Origin of the sequence: Bradyrhizobium sp. AZCC 2289 (genome assembly GCF_036924615.1) — a bacterium.
Classification (GTDB): domain Bacteria; phylum Pseudomonadota; class Alphaproteobacteria; order Rhizobiales; family Xanthobacteraceae; genus Bradyrhizobium.
The window spans coordinates 408,278-426,153 of the sequence record NZ_JAZHRY010000001.1 but is presented as its reverse complement, the minus strand read 5'-3'; the positions used below and the strand labels follow the sequence as shown (position 1 = coordinate 426,153).

The window sequence follows — 17,876 nt, the reverse complement described above, 5'->3', positions numbered from 1 at the left end:
ACCGGCATCAGGCTGCGGTCGAAGCCTTCGCGTTGACGCCCTTGCGCAGCGCCACCGTATTAAGCTTGGTATTCGCCGCCTTCTCCTCGTTCAGGTTAGTTGTGAGAAAACGCACGATCTCATCATGACCTAGCTCTTCAGCCCATGCGATCAGCGTCCCGTAACGGCACATTTCGTAGTGCTCGACAGCCTGCGCATTCGCGACGATAGCGGCGTCCAGCACCGCCTTGTCCTCGATCTCGCCAGCAGTTTCGTCGGCCTCCTTGATGATGCCATCGATCGCCGGACACTGCGTCCCGGTGGGCTGCTTGCCGAGCTTCTCGAAGACTTTCTGAAGCCGCTCGACCTGCTTGTTGGTCTCTTCGAGATGGCCTTTCAGCCCGGCGACGAGATCGCGGTTGGTCGCCTTTTCGATCATCGTGGGAAGCGATTTGATGATTTGCTGCTCGGCGTAGTAGATGTCCTGCAGACCATGGATCAGCAGGTCCTCCATCGATTTTATGTCCTTGGTGAAGATTCCCATATCCGACGTCTCCTTTCCAACAATAGGCAATGGAACGCCACTGGTCGACCGCAGTTCCTCTCCATGATCAGGACATTCGGGAGAATCGAGATGCATGGACAGGACCGCTTCGCCAGCTTGCTGGGACGGGCCGCTCTGGACGTATGGGACGACATGCCGCGCGACATACAGGTAGCCTTGTTCGAGACGGCGATGAGGGGACACGACATGGAGCGCGAGCAGTTTGCGCGCCTGCTGCACGACGGTCACCCTCGGACCCTCCACCCGGTGAGGCCAAGCTGAGCTCGCGGAGGAACCGGGTTCCATGACACGAGTTTATGCAGACCGCCCGTTTGCCGCGGCTTGTTCAAGGTTCAGAATGACCGACGAAACGATCACGACCACCGGCATCGCGGCTCACGGCGCCTCCCGCCTTCCTTCGGTGGAAGTCGACAGCTTCAATATCGAACTGAAGAACGAGGAAGGATTCCTGGGGGACCGCGCCAGCAAGGGCTTTCCGGGACATCCTCGAGAAGTGGCGGAAACCGCTGCGCAAATCTGGTGAAGATCCGTTCGGGGAGGAGCCGTCCGAAAAGATCGGCAAGAAGGTGGTCGACGCCATCCTGGTCGGCTCACTAACCGATCAGGAAACCCAAGGCCGCTTGATACAGCCCGTATTCATTGCCGATGTTGAATATCGGGATATCACCTTTGAGGGTTTGCACCGGGCATGTTCCTTCAAGGGCCTGTCGAAAGGAACGGGGCGCACCAAACGGCGTTTGCCCTGGATGATCGAGACGCTACCACGACTGGTCGAGAACTCCTTCCAGATTGCCTGGGATTACTTGGCGGCAACGGGCGAACTCGGGAATCCCGACAGGGCGGCTCGTCATCTGCTCGATACCATCGAAGTCATGGTTGGACAGGGCGAGAGACGTCGATTGCCGATTGCTTCTTGCCAACAAGGCTATCGCTTCCGACCAACGTTTTAGGACTGAACAGGAATTGTCCTTGGCCTCGTAAGGAACAGGGCACGCTTAAATGCGTTTTGCTTTCAGTTGGTGGGAGCGTATGAAGCTGAGCAGCGCGTGACTCCATCCTTGCCGTCGACATCGGAGGCACAAAGATCCGCCAACTGGTTGAGGAACGTCAAGGCGGTGAGATCGTTATTTTTGGCCGCACTTCTGCGGCCCAGGAGAAACCCATGAAGAAGCTGATATTACTTGCGACGGCGGCTAGTTTGGCTGCGACAACGGCTCTCGCTCAAACCAGCACTACCGTGACCACTACAGGGACAGCGAGTGGCACAGTTCAAATCGAGCCTGAGTATCGGACCAAAATCAAAACGTACGTCACCGAGCATAAGGTACATCCCGTTCAGACGAAGGAAAAGATTGTCGTAGGCGGCCGGGTGCCGACCGATGTCGAGCTTGAGGCTGTGCCTGCTGATTGGGGGCCATCCCTCACCAAGTATCGGTATGTTTATTCTGGCGACCGCGTCATACTGGTTGATCCCGGCACACGAACCGTGGTTCAGGAAGTGGATTGAACCGGCCAATCGGCTAATCAGCCTAGACCGGATCAGGCAGGGCCGCTCTGGGCGAGCGGCCCTCTCTCTCTCTCTCTCTCTCTCTCTCTCTCTCTCTCTCTCTCTCTCTCTCTCTCTCTCTCTCTCTCTCTCTCTCCGTGGTTTTACCGACGAGCGTTTCAGCGTGAACGGATTGTCACTCGCCGATCCGGCGGCTTCGATGCCGGCGCCGTTGTCCGGCGACTATGGGGTCTAGGCCGTCTTCGAACAGAAGATTTATCGGGTCGGCAGAGACGATGATCGCGGCATCGGGATTTTTGCGCGCATCTCCTACAGCCCTCCTGATCGCAATCTGATCGACCTTTACGGCGACGCCGGCGTCGAGTTCGTCGGGCTTGAGAACGGACGGCCGCACGACAAGTTCGGAATCGCTGGCGCCTTCGCACGGGTCTCCGGACGAGCGCGAGCCCTCGATACGGATTTCACGCAGCTCTATGGACCGTCCTGGCCGCTGCGCGGTTCCGAAGCTTTGCTGACGACGGTTTATCAATATGAGCTCCGTCCCGGCTGGACGCTGCAGCCCAATTTTCAATTCATCCGCCATCCGGGCGGGGGTGCGACGGATCCATTGGGCCGTGCTCCCGGCAAGCCATTGAAGGATGCGTCGGTCTTCGGGGTGCGGAGCGTGCTTAGTTCTGAGGTCGTCCCGTGTCCGGGTGCGATAGCCGTTCGACTTGTGTGACGTCCACGCCGTTCTCTTCCGATCCCGGATTCGCAGGAGGGCCAGGAAAGTTGCGCGAAGCATAATACCCGATTGTCGCAAACAGTTACGAGCCGGCAAGGACGACGGCCACCGCGCCGGCCAGTGATCCGGGGCCGGTGAGATACATCCGCGATTTCATCTTGGAAATTTTCCCTTCAACTGCATGCGTTACGGCGTAGCCCATAGGGCCGATTGGAGCCGGCCCCAGTCGACCATAGCTCAACGAGCGGACGGCTTTAATCCGCCACTTGCGCCCTCAAAGAGTCGCCGCAGCCCCCCAGGATGGGGGCGAGGTGATCAGGCCGTTGATGAACGTCCCTTCATCGGCGGGGATCGCTGGAGAAAAGAAACTTCAAGGGCACTTGCGACTTATTGCGTTGGGAAAAACTGGAAACGATCGCGTCTTCGAACGGGCAATGGGTTCGACGATCGAGGATTGGCTCGATCTCTCGATCAAATACGATCGTTCAGGAGCTTGATGAGTGGAAAGCCAAATGCGAATTGCCCAGATAGCGCCTCTGGCTGAAAGTGTGCCTCCCAGGCTCTACGGGGGCACCGAGCGCGTCGTCGCATGGCTGGTCGATGAACTCGTGAGCCGGGGCCACGAGGTGACGCTGTTTGCGAGCGGGGATTCGTGCACCAAAGCGCAGCTCAATGCCATTTGGCCTCGGGCCCTGCGCCTTGGCCGTCCACGCACGGATCCGGTGGCCATGCAGGCGGCGCTATTGGAAGAGATCGCACGGACGGTGTCCGAGTTCGATGTGGTTCACGCCCATATCGACTGGCTGCACCTGCCGCTGCTCAGTCGTCTCGGCGTCCCCTTTTTGACGACCTGTCACGGGCGGATGGATTTGCCGGGATTTCCCGACGTGGTCGGCCGCTTTCCTTCCGCTCCCTTCGTTTCGATATCGGACAATCAGCGCGTCCCGTTGCGGGAGGCGAACTGGATTGGAACGGTGTATCACGGGCTGCCGCCCGATCTGTTTAGATCTGCTTACGAAGCAGGCTCTTACCTCGCTTTCCTCGGCCGACTCACGGTTGAAAAGGGACCGGAAGCGGCCATTCGTATCGCCCATGCCGTCGAAATGCCGCTTCATATCGCGGCAAAGGTGCCTCGGGGCGAGCGGGGCTATTTCAAGGAACGGCTCGAGCCGCAGGTCGACGGAGAGAAAATCCAGCTGATTGGCGAGGTCAATGACAGGGCGAAGCAACTATTTCTTGCCGGCGCCTCGGCCCTGTTGTTTCCGATCGATTGGCCCGAACCGTTCGGCCTTGTCATGATCGAGGCGATGGCCTGCGGCACGCCCGTCATCGCATTTAGCTCCGGCTCCGTGCCGGAAGTGGTTGACGACGGAATAACGGGCTTTGTTGTTTCGAATGAAGCTGAAGCCATCGAGGCCATCGGACGCCTCGGCGAGCTCGATCGGCGCCGGGTGCGCGCGCAATTTGAAAAGAGATTCTCCGCGGGCCGGATGGCGGAGGATTATCTCCGCCACTACCAAGGGCTCTCTAATATCAAAAAGGAGAGGGTGGTTGTCGGTAAGGCGGAAACCGCCGCTTTCCGCCCTAGCTCAACGAGCGAAGACGGAATGCGTAATGCGCCACTCTGTCACGACATCGACTGATCAAGCCGTCTTGCGCGATGCAGCCCCGTGTTCGGTATCCCGCTCGGCTCGAGTTCGCCACGGGACGATGCCCGACGCTGGGCACTATGTATAGTTGCCCGGAGCCGAAGGTCATCGTCCGATCGCCTAGCTCGATGTCGAGCGTGCCATTGACGACGGAAGGAAGTCATCGGTGTCGTCGTGCTCGTGCCAGACGAATTCGCCTAGGGCGCGTTTATTTTTGCCGCCCTGGGGATTTAATTGCACGGAGGCCCGCGCAGGCGAAAGGTCAGGCGGCCGTCGTGCCACTTCTTCCCGGTCATAGGAACCAAACGGATTGAACCGAATTTGAATTGCGTTGAGTTTGTGGGACTGGAAAATGAATGCGACTTATCAGCTCGCAACTGCTTTGCTGACGCTCACACTGGCAGTCTCGATGTTCGTCACCGCGCAGTTGTACACGGCGCACCGGGTATCGAAGGATCCTGTACCCCGGGTCCAATTCTCGACCGTGAAGTCCTTGCATCGGTGAATCCTTTCAGTGAGCTATTTGCTCCGCTCGGCATTCGGCCCTCGGCTCTGAAGCCGGTTATTAAATATCTAATTCGTCTGCCATTTCTCACTCGCACGAAACCTTTTGGAAGAGACCGAGCTTGAAAAAGATGATGACAAAAGCAGAGGCAATGAGGGGTCGAGCAGACCGACGTCGTACCAAGGTCGGGGCCACTCTGACAGCTATTGTCATTGCACTTGTTGTTGCCGTTACCATCTACGTCTTGCGCGGACCGTCAGAGAGCATAATCGAGCCACCTTCCTCTCTCGGACAATCTGGAGCGCTGAAGTCGCCCGGTTGAAGCGCGCATCAACGTTGGCGGTCGCCGCGAGTTGCAGCGCAAATGGAGCTCAATGCGAGCTGGTCCTCCGGCAGAGCATCTAGCCTGACCTCGACCATGTACGGGCAATCGCTGTTGAGGCACCGGATCGAGCAGGTAGCGTAGCCCGCGGCGATCGATTCGGCCGGGCTGCTCAACGATCGCCCGGCCTTTTTGGGCGTTCGCACCGCGCCGTGCGACGTTCAGCTCCTGAGCTGCATGACAAAGGCAGAAAAGCATCGCCTATCAAAGCGACGCCTGCGCCGACAGGCACGATCGCGGCATGCTGGCGCAGCTATCAAGCGGCGCGAGCAAATCGACGGCGCCTGCGCTTTAGGTATTGCTGAATTTCCGCCAAATTCATCGCGTTTAGGACGCGGCTCGCCGGTACGCCCGCCTTCCGCGCCATCTCGACGCCCCAGTGCATGTGATCGAGTTCCGGAATCGAGTGGGCATCGGGATTGATGCTCATCATGCAGCCGAAACCGAGCGCGGCCTGATGCCAGCGCCAGTCCAGGTCGAGGCGCCACGGGTGTACGTTGATCTCTGCCGCGACGTCGTGCTTGGCGCATGCACGCAGCACCTTCTCGACATCGATCGCATAACCCGGCCGGCGCTGAAGCTGTCGTCCGGTCATGTGACCCAGGATCGTGGTGTACGGGTTAGAGAGGGCCCGAAGCAGGCGCTCGGTCTGCGGCGTTGGGCTTGAACCGGCTGTGGACGCTCGCCACGAGGAACTTCTGCACGAGTTTTCCGTTGCCAGCTAGTAGCTCTGCACAGTGATTTTGACAGGTTGCGTCTGGCAGTCAGGTTAGCTCCGGCAGGTGTTTTGGATCAACGAGGACCTCGATGCTGCGAGGTGTCCTTGGCTGCCGTCTGATGAGGCCGGCGCGTTCAAGCGTGAGCACCATCTGGTGAACCGAAGGCGGGCTGACGCGAAAGTATTCTTGCATGTCGGTTTCCGCCGGGGGTCTGCGGTGCAGACGCGTATAGAGGTGGATAAAGGCCAGGTACTGCCCCTGTTTGGGCGTGAAGGTTTTTGCCGAAGGACTCACGCCGGCCATCCGATTCAGTTGTTTGTGCGTGCCTCGAACGAGGAGGCACGCATGAATGTACGCTATCGGGTCGAACTGAGCCAAATCGAGCGCATCGAACTCAAGGCGCTGCTCAGCGGCGGCAAGCATGCGTCTCGCAAGCTCAAGCGAGCGCAGATTTTGCTGGCCGCCTATGCCGGGGCCAGCGACGAGGAGATCGCGAAGAGCGTCGGCGTGGGCGGCTCGACCGTGTACCGGACCAAGCGACGCTTCGTCGAAGGCAATCTGGAGCGGGCGCTGAGCGACGAGCCGCGTCCCGGGGCGGAGCGCAAACTCACGGGCAAGGAAGAAGCCTTGCTGGTGGCGACAGCCTGCGCCAGCCCTCCAGAAGGCCGTGCCCGCTGGACGCTCAAGCTGCTGGCAGGTGCGATGGTCAAGCTCACCGAACACAAGAGCCTGTCGCATGAGACGGTTCGGCGGCGCCTGGCCGAAAATGGCCTCAAGCCCTGGCGCAAGGACATGTGGTGCATTCCGCGGGTCGATGGCGAATACGTCGCACGCATGGAGGACGTGCTCGACCTCTACGCCGAGGCGTCCGACCCCAAGCGGCCGGTGGTGTGCTTCGACGAAAGCCCGGTGCAACTCATCGGCGAGGCCCGTCAGCCCATCCCGGCCGAGCCCGGCCGGCTCGAACGTTACGATTACGAGTATCGTCGCAATGGCACGGTCAATCTCTTCGTCCTCCTCGACGTGCATCGTCCCTGGCGCAAGGTCAAAGTCACCGAGCGGCGAGCGGCAGAAGACTACGCCCAATGCATGCGCGATCTCGTCGACATCCATTATCCCGATGCGGAGGCCATCCGGGTCGTTCAGGACAATTTATCGACCCACTCTGCCGGCGCCCTGTATCAGGCGTTTCCGCCCGCCGAAGCCCGGCGGGTTTTGCGACGGCTCGAGTTCCACTACACCCCCAAGCACGCAAGCTGGCTCAACATGGTTGAAATCGAGATCGGCGTCCTGCGGGGCCAGTGCCTGGATCGCAGGATCGACGATCCCAAGCGACTGCGCCGCGAAATCGCCGCCTGGGAACGCCAGCGAAATGCTGCTCGCTCACGCATCAAATGGATGTTCACAACAGACAAGGCCCGCACCAAAATGGGCCGCGCCTATCCCGCTACTTCCAAAGAGTCATAATCACTGTGCAGAGCCACTAGTAGGTTGAATTAGGAGATTTCGATGAAAAAACTCGCTGCGGGTTGTCTGTTGTCGGTGGCCATCGCCACCGGTAGTTATGCGGCTACGATGACCATGAAATCGGCTCCTCCGGAAAGCTGGACGGTGACGAACTACTACAAGCAGGCCGTTTACGATCCGAAGGAAGCCAAGATCGGCGACATCGACGATGTGCTTATCGACAAGTCCGGAAAAATCACCGGACTGGTTGTCGGAGTGGGCGGGTTTTTGGGAGCGGGGGAAAAAGACGTGATCGTGCCGTTCGCATCGGTCAAGACCGCTAAGAGAAATGACAAGTGGTGGCTCACGATCGACGAGACCAAAGACGATCTGAAGGCCGCGCGCGGCTTCAAATATGACCGGGCGAGCACGACCTGGGTACCGGAAAACAAATAACCCCAGGAAAGCCGCCAAGGAGAAACGCGCCACGTCCGGCGTGTTTCTATACGCCCGGCGGCCCGGTCGCTAAGCTGCGTTTCCGAGGGAGACTTTGCGGTGGTGGAGATGGCCGGCAGACCGGCGCAGACATCTGCCCAAATGGGACGGAGTGGCGTGGTGCGCTTCCTTCATATCGCGCCGCGCGGGTTTCTGCCGATGCGCGCGGTGTCGTCGGTCACGTTGATCGCTGGTAGAGGGATCGAGGGCGATCGCTACATGATCTCGGAGGGATTTTATTCGCACCGGCGTCTGGAGGACCAGCAGATCACACTGTTTGAGTTCGAGACGCTCGTCGCGCTCAAGCGCGATGCCAAGGTCGACCTTGGTCCGGAGGAGCATCGGCGCAACGTTACGGTCGAAGGCGTGCCGCTGAACCATCTGGTTGGCCGCCGCTTCTGGCTCGGCGAAACGCTGCTGGAAGCAACCCGGCTTACAGAGCCGTGCCGGCACCTTGAGAAGGTCACCGGCAAGGCGATCGCCAAACACCTGATCAACCGCGCCGGGCTCTACTGCAAAATCTTGGACGGTGGCATCGTCAGGGTAGGCGACACTGTGCGGAACGCGCCGTGAGCGCGGCAAACCACTGCCATCAGGCGCCGCGCTGAGCTGTACACCGCACCTTAGCACCCCTTTGCGCGGTTGTTGCCGACTTCCGCACTATGGTCGGCGAGCGACTGGTCTTTTTCGCTTTGTAAGCACCCCTTCGTCCCCTCTCCCCCCGGCCACTTGAACGCGTTCAAGAAGTTGAGGTTGATCGCATCTTTTAGCATCGACAGGGCGCTCCCAGTACTGCTGATGCCGGCTCTATCGCGACAAGGAACATAGATACCCGCCTCTCGTTGAAACTGCTCCGGGGACCGGATGGAGACCGAGTTATGATCCTAAAGGTTGATGGTGACCTTGACGTCAGAGCAGGAGCAAACCGCAAGGCGTCAGGCGTCCAGCTTTTGTCCTGTAGGGACGGTGATAAAAGGAGCTTGCGGTCAAAGGTCTCCACTCAGAACTGATAGGACGTCGCGCACGGGGCGCTCAAGGGAGAAACAATAGATGGACAACCTAACGAAGAAGGATCAGCCGGATCGCAGCAAGATCAACATGCACGAGGACTACGAGGTCAAGTATTGGACCAAGGAACTCGGCGTGACGCGAGAGCAGCTTCAGGAAGCAATCGACAAGGTCGGAAATTCAGCGTCGGCGGTTCGGAAAGAACTGACGACCTGACGGGGCGCTGGGCAGCCTTCTTTCAGCTAACTTGGTTTTGCGTCCAAGGTGCCGGTAGGCGAGTTGCACGTAGCTAGGCTTCTCGTCCATCCGGAACGGGCCGTTTCAGCGAGCGTTGCCCGATGAATGATGTGAGGGTTTCAGCACACTCAGCCGGCGCGGGATGGGAGGCGCCAAGGGAGTTCCTATCGGAGGTGCGCTGAATGCTCTCTGTCCCACGTATTTCTGACTGCGCCCGCATATGCGGGCAGAACTGCCTCCGTAAGATGACCCGGAACGATGACTACTACCGCCAGCAGGCAAAGGAAGCCGAGAAGCAGGCGCAACTTGCTCGGCACGATCTGGATCGCGAGGCGTGGCTCCGGATCGCGCGAGAGTGGAAGAGCCTCATGCGTGACCCGCCGCGGGGCGAGGGCGAAGACGCCAAGCCGAAGGACTAAAATCGCGGCGTCTGTCTTCCGGGGACACCGATCGACTCGCGGCGTTCCTTGGCGCCGGCCCGTCGCGGTAGCGACATCAAGCCCCACCAAACCAAAGAAACCTTAATGGGCTTCCGGCGGTTGCCGCGTGCTGTGCGCCTAGCTCACGGAAGGATGGAATGAGACACTTGTGGCGAATCTTGAAAGCGGCGGTCTCGGCCTTCCTGGCCAACGATGCTTTGAGCCGCGGCGCGGCTATCGCCTTCTATGCCGCGACCTCGCTCGCGCCAGTGCTTCTCATCGTCGTTGCGATCGCCGGCCTCGTCTTCGGCCAGGACGCCGCGCGGGCTGCGATCAGCGAGGAACTTGGCCACCTCCTGGGCCCCGCAGGTGGCGATTTCATCAAATCCATCCTTGAGCGGTCGAGCGACCCGGGCTCCGGGGCCCTCGCAACGATCCTTGGCGTGCTCGCTGTCCTGATCGCGGCCTCAGGCGTCTTCGGCGAGATGCACACGGCGCTGAACGCGACGTTCAAGGCCAAGCCAATCGACGAGCCGATTTTTTCCGTGATCCGGACCCGCGCCGCGAGCCTCGGGCTCGTCGCGGCGCTCGGCTTCATGCTGGTCGTGTCGTTGGCGGCGAGTGCCGGTCTATCCGCTCTGGGGCATATCTTTCAGGGTATATTCGCCGGCAAGATCCTCTTGGCGGTCCTCAACACAGTCGTGTCCCTGGCCATCTTCACGTTGCTGTTCACAGCGATCTACAAGGTCCTGCCGGACACGGCGATACCCTGGCGCGACCTGGTACTGGGCGCATTTGTCACAGCCGTGCTCTTCACCATCGGCAAGTCGCTTATCGGAATCTATCTCGGTCGAGCGGCACCGAGTTCGCCCTACGGCGCGGCCGGCGCCCTGATCGTCCTGATGTTCTGGACCTACTATTCCGCGCAGATCTTCCTGTTCGGCGCCGAACTGACCAAAGCCATCGCCGACGAGCGTGCGCCTCCACACCGCCAGACTCTCGGAGGAACGATTCAACAGAGCGTGAGTTCGTCTTCGAGCAACGATAAGGCGGTGACGGCCATGACGCGATCTGTTGAGGAATTGAGGCGAGAGTCCGAGCGCAGCCGCGCGCAGCTTGCGGCGACCGTCGATCGGCTGAGGGAGCGGATCACCGACACCGCAGAAGACCTCCGCTATAAGGTCTCGCCGGAAGGCATCAAGTCGGAGGTTTCCGAATTCGTGAGCCGCAAGACCCAGGGCTGGCTGGACATACTAAAGCAGCAAGCCATGGAAAACCCGATGCAAGCGGTCGCCGCGGGAACCGCCATCGCGGTACCCGCACTGCGGCTGGCACGGGGCTTTCCGCTACCGCTTTTGTTGATCGGCGCGGGCCTTGCCCTGACCTCGAAGACCGTGCGCACCCGCTCGGCAGAAGTGGCGGCTCCGGTGGTCGAAAGGGCCAAGGAAATGACTGGCGAAGCCGCCGAGAAGGTTCAATCCTTCAGCGAGGATACGCCGGATGCGGTGTCCGCGACAGGCCGCCGGGCCGCCGACCTCGCGAGCGAGGCCCAAGCCAGGGCCACCGGACTTGCCGGCGACCTAAAAGATCGGGCGGCCCAGACCGCCGACAAGGTGAGGGCGGGCATCGATGCCGCCTCTGAAGCCTCAAAAGACAGGATCGAACGGGCCCGTTCAACCGCACGTGACAAGGCCACCGCTGCGCCGGAAACCGTCCGCCAGGTGTTCCGCGACAATGCCGCACTGATTGGCGGCCTCGGGATTGCAATCGGTGCGATCATCGCGGCTTCCCTTCCCGACACCAAGGCGGAAGCTGCCGCGATCGGCAACGCGAGCGATACTGTGAAGCGCGCGGCGGGCGAAGCAGCCCAGTCTGGGCTCGAGACGGCCAAGGACGCGGTGCTATCAGTGGCGGATGCCGCCGCGAAGAACGTATCGGATGCGGATCTCGGCAGACATGCCAGCCGCATGACCGAGGATATGTCCGAAAGACTGAAGGAAGCAGCCGACGACATCGTGGCGGCGGCGTTCAATCCTTCTCGAACCGAAAAGAAACCGTCATGAGAGATTTTGACCTCCATACCCAGAAAGGGTCTTCGCAGAGCCAAGAGTCGATCTCCTCGCAAAATCTGAAGGACCAGGTGGCCGATGCCAGCGCAGAGGTAAGGCAGCGCGCGGGCGATGCGCTTAGGGCGTCAACCGACGTCGCGCGCGACAAGTTCAAGGAGGCGGCCGACGCCGCCAGGGATGTGGCCGAGGGAGCCGCGGATCACTTCCAGGACAAAGCCGAGGAGCAGCAGCGCTCGGGAGCGGATTTCGCAAGCCGCTTTGCCGGCAACATCCGGCAAGCCGCCCATGCTTTCGAGAGCGACGCGCCCTTTGCCGCGCGCGGCATCAATTCCGCCGCCGACTATGTGGAAGATGCCGCCGAGAAAGTCCGCAGTGGGACCTTCCGCGACCTTGTCGATGGCGCGTCCAACTTTGCAAAGCGGCAGCCCGCGGCGTTCCTGGGGCTCTCGGTGCTCGCCGGCTTTGCCGCCGTTCGTTTCATCAAGGCATCGGGTAATCCGAACTCATCCTCACAAGGCGAGGATGCATCATGAACACGCAATCCGATCTTCGGACGATCTCAACCCTCCTGGGCGATTCGCTTTCGAAATTCGCCAAGCTCTTCCAGAACGAGGTCGATCTTGCCAAGGCCGAGCTCGGCGAGAAGGTTCAGCACGTCGGTTGGGCGGTCGGCTTCTTCGCAGCGGGCGCTATCCTGATAATCCCGGCGCTCGTCATGGCCCTGTTTGCGCTGTCGGCGGCCTTGATCGCTGGCGGCTGGTCGCAGCCGATCTCCTACCTTGTCTCAGCGGTCGTTGCCGCGATACTGGCCGGCGTGCTGTTCGCGGTCGGCATGAACCGGCTGGACGCACGGAATCTGGCGCCCCGCGAAACGATGCGCCAGCTCGAAAAGGACAAAGATACCGTGAAGGAAATGGTCCGATGAGCTCCACCGAAACCGGCTTTTTGGAAAATCTCAGGGAGGCGGTTCGCGAAAACCCGCTTCCCGCCGCGCTTATCGGAGGAGGTGCGCTGTGGCTCTTGATGGGCAACGAGAGGCTGAAGACCACGCCAAGTTCGGTGAGTGCGGCAACTGCACCGCTCACCGATATCGGCGCCAATCTGCGGCCGAACGCGCCCAAATTCACGAACAGTCCGCCGACCGCTCCGGAAATGGACCACGGATCATCGCAGCACTTGGGCGACACGTTGCGCGACGGCAAGGGCGCGGCGTCGGATGCCGTGTCGAGTGCAGCAGATGCGATCAAGGACCGGTTCGATGAGGGCGTCGCCTATGCGCGGGAAAACTTCGGCAAGCTCGGCGGTGTGTTGCCCCGGAAGGAGACGATCGCGCAAGTCCAATCGGCTTTCTCGGATCTGCTCGAGAGACAACCGCTTCTACTCGGCGCAATAGGCTTGGCGGTTGGAGCCGCGGTTGCGGGTGCGTTCAGTGCGTCCGATCTCGAAAACGAATGGGTCGGCGAGCTCAGCGACAGCGTCAAAGAGGACCTGAACGACCGGGCCGGGGCGGTGTCCCGGAGCGTGCGCGAGGCTTCTGATACGCTCAAGGCCGAAGTCGAAGACATGGGCGCCGAAGCTCAGGAACGGTTGCAAGAGACCGCCCGTAGCGGAATGGATGCAGTCCGGGAAAGCCTGAAGGCGCGTTAAATCCGCTACGGTGGCTCGCCACTCCAATTAGCGCCGCCGAGCAAATCCGTGAAGGATCTGGAAGTTGTTTCTTCAACACCTAACCCAAGGAGAGTGCGATGGCAGAGAAGGACCTGAACGAATTGTTCTTGGATACGCTCAAGGACATCTACTATGCCGAAAAACAGATATTGAAGGCTCTGCCCAAGATGGCAAAGGCTGCCAATTCGGACGACCTCCGTGCTGCCTTCGAACAGCACCTCGACGAGACCGAGACGCATGTCGAGCGCCTGGAAAACATCTTTGAGCTATTGGGGAAGGCCGCGCGCGGCAAGAAGTGCGACGCGATTGAAGGTATCATCGATGAAGGCGAGGAGATCATGGAAAAGTATGCCGGCACGCCGGCGCTGGATGCCGGCCTGTTGGCGGCGGCGCAGGCGGTCGAACACTACGAAATCTCGCGGTATGGCACGCTGAAGGCATGGGCTCAGAAGCTGAACATGCCGGAGGCGATCAAGCTGCTCGATCAGACGCTGGCTGAAGAAAAGAAGACCGACGAAACACTCAGCAAGATCGCTGAAACAGTTGTCAACTACCGAGCGGCCGCATGAAGCAGCCGGCGCAGGATCGCCGGCTCAACGCGTCCGGTGCGGCCAATCGTCGGCACTCGAGCTGACGCAAACAACGACGCGCGCCGTAACTGCACAGGAACTGACGAGGCCGCCGCCTGCTATGCCTCGCAGTCGTCCGAAATCATCAAGGCGACGCACTGAGATGATCCAGAGAAAATGCCGCATCCTCGGCCGGCTCTTGATCTTGCTCAACACGTCGTCCGGCAACAGTCGTAGGAGTCGTCTATTAATCGGCCTGGGGTCCCGACGCCGATCGGCGAGCTAAGCTATTGATGTATTGAGCGGTGGAGGGGTGATTCTTGGATGCTTATTAACATCGGGAAAGGCCGGATGCTGGATTTATGGTGGTCGACGGTCTGACCGGCCTGAACCGCAAGCGTGTTATCGAATTTGCCGGATCGCACCGCATTCCATTCATGTACGAAGGTGACTTCATCGTTCGGGACGGCGGTCTCGTCTCTTACGGTCAAGATCTCGCCGAGGTCGGTGAACGACAGGCTTCGTTGCTCGACAAGATTCTGAATGGTGCGAGGCGAACTCCCTTTCGAGCGATCGAATAGGAAACGGAGATCGAATACGCAAATTCAGAAGCAATTGCTCAAGGCTGAAATGCGTAACGACCGGGACGCGATTGCAAAGGCGCCGTATGGCTGGGTTCGACAATCAAGTAATCAAGGATATCACGCCGCCGGCCGGATTGTCGTCAGGCGAATTGGAGCATGGCCGAAGGCTCGGGCTTAGACTGTTCCGGAATTAGGCTGGTCGCACGTGCAGCATCACTACCGTCATATAGCTCCTCGGTGACGACCGAGAAATTCGCGAGGTGCCCGGGACCAAACGTCGTCGAAATTGCGACGTCGGCCGCGTCGCGTCCGCGCGCGACGAGAATGCGGCCGATACGCGGATGATTGTGGCGAGCATCGAACGTGTACCATCTGCCGCCGAGAAACACTTCGAACCACGCGCTAAAGTCCATGGGAGCCGGATCACGTGGCACTCCGATATCGCCGAGATAGCCGGTACAATAGCGGGCGGGGATGTTCATGCAGCGGCACAGCGTAACCGCAAGGTGGGCAAAATCTCTACATACCCCGATCCGCTCTTCGTGGCCTTCCGCCGCCGTGCGGTCGCATCGCGCGTGATGATAGCCGAATTCGATTCGATCATGGACATAATCACAGACGGACTGAACACGCTGCGATCCGCCCTGAATGTTGCCGAACAGCGACCAGGCGAGATCGCTCAGTTTCTGGGTATCGCAGTAGCGGCTGCCGAGCAGATAGACTAAGGCCTCATTCGGGAGCCGATCGATCTCCCACTGGGCGACCTCGGGCGCGGAGACATCCGGCATTCCGCTGTCCGCGATGACGAAGCGGTTGCGAACTTTGAGAAGACCGCGCGGAGCCACAAGTCTGGTGCAGATATTCCCGAAGGCATCCAGGTAGTTGCGCGATTTGACCGGGGGCGACAGCTCGATGCGGTGTTCGGTCAGGAGGTCAGGCTGACGTGACGGGTGCACGCTCAGCATCAGCACGATCGGAACTTCCTGCGCGAAATTGAAAGCAATGTCGTAGCCGGCCTCGATCTTCACGTTTTCCTGCCTCCCGATTCGTTGACTAAGACAACAAACCTGTTGGCCGCGCTCCGGTTCCTATCGCTTCCCGGCAAACCTGCTAAAATTAAAGGCACCATCGCGAGGGCCTCGCCGGCACGACGACATGAATCGGAAACGCTTCGCATACAGCTGATCGGCGTTACATTCGCGGCAAGCACGTAGACATCCTATGATGGTATTCTCAGTCCACCACACCACGACCTATCGCTACAAGACTCCAGTCCGGCCGGGTCTGCACCAGCTCATGTTTCGTCCGCGCGACAGTTTTGACCAGAGACTGCTCGATTGCCATTTGGAGGTTGCACCGATGCCCGCCGAGGTCAGGTGGATCCACGATGCCTTCGGCAACTGCGTCACCCTGGTCGACTTCGCCGAAAGAACCACCCTGCTGCGGTTTGAGACATCCATTCGTCTCGACCATACGCCGGAGAATGCGCCCGACTTTCGTATCGAGGAATACGCGCGCAACCACCCCTTCTGCTACGAGGACGAAGAACTCCCGGACCTCGCACCCTATATCCGGCGCCAACACGCGGAAGATGCCGGTGTCGGGCAGTGGCTCGACAAGTTCGTTGTCGGAGGGACGAGCAGACCCACGGGACAACTCCTGATGACTCTCAATGAAGCGATCGCGGAGAGCTTCTCCTACAAGCGCCGCACGTCTCGCGGCATGCAAACCGCTTGCGAGACGATCGAGCGTCAGGAAGGCACCTGCAGGGACTTTGCGTTTCTCATGATGGAGGCGGCGCGCTCGTTGGGCTTCGCCGCGCGCTTTGTCACGGGTTATGTCTCCGTGCCCGATCGCGATAGTCCGGTCCGGCTGGGAGGAGGTTCAACGCACGCTTGGTGCCAGATCTATGTTCCCGGCTCAGGCTGGGTGGAGTTCGACCCCACCAACGGCATCGTCGGCAACCGCGACCTGATCCGTGTCGGTGTCGCGCGCACGTCAAGTCAGGCCGTTCCGCTGTCCGGCAGCTATTGGGGCGATCCAGACGATGAGCTTGGAATGGATGTGAGTGTGCAAGTGAAGATAGAGTCGTCGCTCTAGGAAGCCGGTGGCGCCACCCGGAGGCGTCCGTGTGGCAGTGCAGGATGCCGTGCAGGTCGTCGTCGGTGACGAGCTTCGGCAGCTATGCTGCAGCAGGGCGGCCGCCCGATGCATGTGAAGCCGACCTTCGCCGCCCTTGGCGATCGCAAGATTCTGCAGGATCTTGGTCTGCAACGCCGCGCCCAGGCCCTTTGCCTTCTTGATGCGGTCATCCTTCGCCGCGGCTTCCAGATCCGCAAACGAGGCGAGACCAAGGTCCTTGTACAGCCGCAGCACTTCTCTGGTCGCAGCCCCGGAACAGTCAGCATCTCCAGCACGCCGGCGGGGACTTCCTTGCGGAGCTTCTCCAGAATGGGATGAGTGCCTTACGATGCAGCTTGGTGATGATGTCCGCGATGGCCTCCCCGACGCGGGGGATTTCGATGAGCCGCTCGTCCTCGATCAGGCTATTGAGGGGTTCGGCGAGTGCCGTGAGGCTGTCGGCTGCCCGGGAGTAGGCCTTGGCTCGATACGGATTGCCGCCGCGCAGCGCGGTCCGTTGGGCATATTCCCGAAGCAACTTGACTACTTGCTGTGCGTCGGCCTTCGGCATCCTGTCCTTCCGGGGATCGTGTTTCAGATTTACTGCCGAGACAGCCGCTTGATGGCTTTTATGGCGCGCGCGGGACCACGCCACCCAAGGAATTCCAGCTTCTTGTCCTCGAGCGCGTTCGTGGTCCGGAAGAACTGTTCCAACTCCTCGCGTGCCCGGGACGGAAGGTGGCGGATATCCTGCAAATCGGTCTCAAGAGGGGAGCGGTCGGGAACCGCGAACACACGGTCGTTCCTCTCCTTCTTGCCCTTGGACTTCTGCTGGACCTCAAGGATCCCGACGGGTTTGCATCGAAGGACCACGCCGGGATAGGTCTTCGCATCGTGGATGACCAGAACGTCGAGTGGGTCGCCGTCTTCCGCCCTGGTCGACGGAATGAAGCCCCAGTCGTACGGATAGGTGAGGCCGGTCATCAAGGGCTTGGCAAGCGTGAACACGCGCAGCGCCGGATCGAAGTCCAACTTGCAGCTACTACCGCGCGGGGTCTCGATCACGGCGTGAATGTACTGTTCGTCAGCCCATGTCGGAATCGTCAATAGGTTCGTCATGCGCACTCGCGGTTCGCTGCGGACCTTTCCGCAGCCGCTATCCCTTGCCGGTCAGCCCGCCTTCTTCTCGCGGCGGACGCCTCTTGTTCGCCGGCGCCTTCTTCTGATCCA

Annotated in this window: 20 protein-coding genes and 3 pseudogenes; 18 read left to right on the top strand and 5 right to left on the bottom strand. The window is 60.3% G+C overall.

Annotation, left to right across the window (positions count from 1 at the left end; translation table 11 throughout):
* Window positions 1–7: 7 nt before the first annotated feature.
* Window positions 8–523 (bottom strand): YciE/YciF ferroxidase family protein, encoded by a 516-nt coding sequence (locus V1289_RS02260; protein ID WP_334395449.1) that lies wholly within the window; start codon window positions 521–523, stop codon window positions 8–10.
* A gap of 90 nt (window positions 524–613) precedes the next feature.
* On the opposite strand from V1289_RS02260, the gene V1289_RS02255 reads away from it, so the two are divergent.
* From V1289_RS02255 to V1289_RS02225, 6 genes and pseudogenes are all read left to right on the top strand, one after another.
* Window positions 614–805, top strand: a complete 192-nt coding sequence (locus tag V1289_RS02255; RefSeq protein WP_334395448.1) for a hypothetical protein — start codon at window positions 614–616, stop codon at window positions 803–805.
* Between the two features lie 76 nt (window positions 806–881).
* Window positions 882–1,146: pseudogene (locus V1289_RS02250) on the top strand (ROK family protein); the annotation flags it as partial.
* Window positions 1,147–1,706: 560 nt separating this feature from the next.
* Window positions 1,707–2,051, top strand: a complete 345-nt coding sequence (locus V1289_RS02240; protein ID WP_334395447.1) for a DUF1236 domain-containing protein — start codon at window positions 1,707–1,709, stop codon at window positions 2,049–2,051.
* A gap of 253 nt (window positions 2,052–2,304) precedes the next feature.
* Complete coding sequence (locus tag V1289_RS02235) at window positions 2,305–2,772, top strand: carbohydrate porin (protein WP_334407226.1); 468 nt, start codon at window positions 2,305–2,307, stop codon at window positions 2,770–2,772.
* A 314-nt stretch (window positions 2,773–3,086) separates the two neighbouring features.
* A complete protein-coding gene (locus V1289_RS02230) occupies window positions 3,087–3,272 on the top strand; it encodes a hypothetical protein (RefSeq protein WP_334395446.1) in 186 nt (61 codons plus the stop codon).
* Between the two features lie 15 nt (window positions 3,273–3,287).
* Window positions 3,288–4,418 carry a glycosyltransferase family 4 protein gene (locus V1289_RS02225; RefSeq protein ID WP_334395445.1) on the top strand — a complete coding sequence of 377 codons (1,131 nt, stop codon included), beginning with the start codon at window positions 3,288–3,290 and terminating at the stop codon, window positions 4,416–4,418.
* A 1,149-nt stretch (window positions 4,419–5,567) separates the two neighbouring features.
* Here the strand turns inward: V1289_RS02225 and V1289_RS02220 are convergent.
* Window positions 5,568–6,006 (bottom strand): annotated as a pseudogene (locus tag V1289_RS02220) (DNA polymerase/3'-5' exonuclease PolX); the annotation flags it as partial.
* Between the two features lie 369 nt (window positions 6,007–6,375).
* Between V1289_RS02220 and V1289_RS02215 the strand changes: the two are divergent.
* The 11 genes from V1289_RS02215 (at window position 6,376) to V1289_RS02165 (ending at window position 14,522) form a co-directional block, all read left to right on the top strand.
* Entirely contained in the window at window positions 6,376–7,497 is a 1,122-nt protein-coding gene (locus V1289_RS02215; protein ID WP_334407208.1) for an IS630 family transposase, read from the top strand.
* Window positions 7,498–7,539: 42 nt separating this feature from the next.
* Window positions 7,540–7,932, top strand: a complete 393-nt coding sequence (locus V1289_RS02210; RefSeq protein ID WP_334395444.1) for a PRC-barrel domain-containing protein — start codon at window positions 7,540–7,542, stop codon at window positions 7,930–7,932.
* A gap of 108 nt (window positions 7,933–8,040) precedes the next feature.
* The gene (locus tag V1289_RS02205; RefSeq protein WP_334407224.1) at window positions 8,041–8,544 is read left to right on the top strand and encodes an MOSC domain-containing protein; all 504 of its coding nucleotides are present in this window, start codon (window positions 8,041–8,043) and stop codon (window positions 8,542–8,544) included.
* Window positions 8,545–9,021: 477 nt separating this feature from the next.
* The gene (locus tag V1289_RS02200; RefSeq protein WP_334395443.1) at window positions 9,022–9,195 is read left to right on the top strand and encodes a DUF3606 domain-containing protein; all 174 of its coding nucleotides are present in this window, start codon (window positions 9,022–9,024) and stop codon (window positions 9,193–9,195) included.
* A 266-nt stretch (window positions 9,196–9,461) separates the two neighbouring features.
* Complete coding sequence (locus V1289_RS02195; protein WP_334395442.1) at window positions 9,462–9,635, top strand: hypothetical protein; 174 nt, start codon at window positions 9,462–9,464, stop codon at window positions 9,633–9,635.
* Between the two features lie 167 nt (window positions 9,636–9,802).
* Window positions 9,803–11,698, top strand: a complete 1,896-nt coding sequence (locus V1289_RS02190) for a YhjD/YihY/BrkB family envelope integrity protein (RefSeq protein WP_334395441.1) — start codon at window positions 9,803–9,805, stop codon at window positions 11,696–11,698.
* Complete coding sequence (locus tag V1289_RS02185; protein WP_334395440.1) at window positions 11,695–12,237, top strand: hypothetical protein; 543 nt, start codon at window positions 11,695–11,697, stop codon at window positions 12,235–12,237. Before V1289_RS02190 ends, V1289_RS02185 begins: the two co-directional genes overlap by 4 nt.
* Window positions 12,234–12,629, top strand: a complete 396-nt coding sequence (locus V1289_RS02180) for a phage holin family protein (RefSeq protein ID WP_334395439.1) — start codon at window positions 12,234–12,236, stop codon at window positions 12,627–12,629. The genes V1289_RS02185 and V1289_RS02180 overlap by 4 nt, the downstream gene beginning before the upstream one ends.
* A complete protein-coding gene (locus V1289_RS02175; protein WP_334395438.1) occupies window positions 12,626–13,351 on the top strand; it encodes a hypothetical protein in 726 nt (241 codons plus the stop codon). Before V1289_RS02180 ends, V1289_RS02175 begins: the two co-directional genes overlap by 4 nt.
* Window positions 13,352–13,449: 98 nt before the next feature.
* Window positions 13,450–13,941 (top strand): YciE/YciF ferroxidase family protein, encoded by a 492-nt coding sequence (locus V1289_RS02170; protein ID WP_334395437.1) that lies wholly within the window; start codon window positions 13,450–13,452, stop codon window positions 13,939–13,941.
* 362 nt (window positions 13,942–14,303) lie between these two features.
* A complete protein-coding gene (locus V1289_RS02165; RefSeq protein WP_334395436.1) occupies window positions 14,304–14,522 on the top strand; it encodes a hypothetical protein in 219 nt (72 codons plus the stop codon).
* 143 nt (window positions 14,523–14,665) lie between these two features.
* Here V1289_RS02165 and V1289_RS02160 read toward each other — a convergent pair whose 3' ends face one another.
* Window positions 14,666–15,553 carry a transglutaminase-like domain-containing protein gene (locus V1289_RS02160; RefSeq protein ID WP_334395435.1) on the bottom strand — a complete coding sequence of 296 codons (888 nt, stop codon included), beginning with the start codon at window positions 15,551–15,553 and terminating at the stop codon, window positions 14,666–14,668.
* 193 nt (window positions 15,554–15,746) lie between these two features.
* Here V1289_RS02160 and V1289_RS02155 point away from each other — a divergent pair, with 193 nt between their 5' ends.
* Window positions 15,747–16,625, top strand: a complete 879-nt coding sequence (locus V1289_RS02155; RefSeq protein WP_334395434.1) for a transglutaminase family protein — start codon at window positions 15,747–15,749, stop codon at window positions 16,623–16,625.
* Between the two features lie 72 nt (window positions 16,626–16,697).
* On the opposite strand, the pseudogene V1289_RS02150 reads toward V1289_RS02155, so the two are convergent.
* Both V1289_RS02150 and V1289_RS02145 read right to left on the bottom strand, forming a co-directional pair.
* Window positions 16,698–17,217 (bottom strand): annotated as a pseudogene (locus tag V1289_RS02150) (helix-hairpin-helix domain-containing protein); the annotation flags it as partial.
* Window positions 17,218–17,246: 29 nt separating this feature from the next.
* The gene (locus V1289_RS02145; protein ID WP_334395433.1) at window positions 17,247–17,765 is read right to left on the bottom strand and encodes an inorganic diphosphatase; all 519 of its coding nucleotides are present in this window, start codon (window positions 17,763–17,765) and stop codon (window positions 17,247–17,249) included.
* Window positions 17,766–17,876: the final 111 nt, after the last annotated feature.

What these genes read in the sequence shown, in the direction of transcription:
- V1289_RS02260 (WP_334395449.1), bottom strand. Translation starts at nt 523, where the DNA reads ATGGGAATCTTCACCAAGGACATAAAATCGATGGAGGACCTGCTGATC.
- V1289_RS02255 (WP_334395448.1), top strand. Translation starts at nt 614, where the DNA reads ATGCATGGACAGGACCGCTTCGCCAGCTTGCTGGGACGGGCCGCTCTG.
- V1289_RS02240 (WP_334395447.1), top strand. Translation starts at nt 1,707, where the DNA reads ATGAAGAAGCTGATATTACTTGCGACGGCGGCTAGTTTGGCTGCGACA.
- V1289_RS02225 (WP_334395445.1), top strand. Translation starts at nt 3,288, where the DNA reads ATGCGAATTGCCCAGATAGCGCCTCTGGCTGAAAGTGTGCCTCCCAGG.
- V1289_RS02215 (WP_334407208.1), top strand. Translation starts at nt 6,376, where the DNA reads ATGAATGTACGCTATCGGGTCGAACTGAGCCAAATCGAGCGCATCGAA.
- V1289_RS02210 (WP_334395444.1), top strand. Translation starts at nt 7,540, where the DNA reads ATGAAAAAACTCGCTGCGGGTTGTCTGTTGTCGGTGGCCATCGCCACC.
- V1289_RS02205 (WP_334407224.1), top strand. Translation starts at nt 8,041, where the DNA reads ATGGCCGGCAGACCGGCGCAGACATCTGCCCAAATGGGACGGAGTGGC.
- V1289_RS02200 (WP_334395443.1), top strand. Translation starts at nt 9,022, where the DNA reads ATGGACAACCTAACGAAGAAGGATCAGCCGGATCGCAGCAAGATCAAC.
- V1289_RS02195 (WP_334395442.1), top strand. Translation starts at nt 9,462, where the DNA reads ATGACCCGGAACGATGACTACTACCGCCAGCAGGCAAAGGAAGCCGAG.
- V1289_RS02185 (WP_334395440.1), top strand. Translation starts at nt 11,695, where the DNA reads ATGAGAGATTTTGACCTCCATACCCAGAAAGGGTCTTCGCAGAGCCAA.
- V1289_RS02180 (WP_334395439.1), top strand. Translation starts at nt 12,234, where the DNA reads ATGAACACGCAATCCGATCTTCGGACGATCTCAACCCTCCTGGGCGAT.
- V1289_RS02175 (WP_334395438.1), top strand. Translation starts at nt 12,626, where the DNA reads ATGAGCTCCACCGAAACCGGCTTTTTGGAAAATCTCAGGGAGGCGGTT.
- V1289_RS02170 (WP_334395437.1), top strand. Translation starts at nt 13,450, where the DNA reads ATGGCAGAGAAGGACCTGAACGAATTGTTCTTGGATACGCTCAAGGAC.
- V1289_RS02165 (WP_334395436.1), top strand. Translation starts at nt 14,304, where the DNA reads ATGGTGGTCGACGGTCTGACCGGCCTGAACCGCAAGCGTGTTATCGAA.
- V1289_RS02155 (WP_334395434.1), top strand. Translation starts at nt 15,747, where the DNA reads ATGATGGTATTCTCAGTCCACCACACCACGACCTATCGCTACAAGACT.
- V1289_RS02145 (WP_334395433.1), bottom strand. Translation starts at nt 17,765, where the DNA reads ATGACGAACCTATTGACGATTCCGACATGGGCTGACGAACAGTACATT.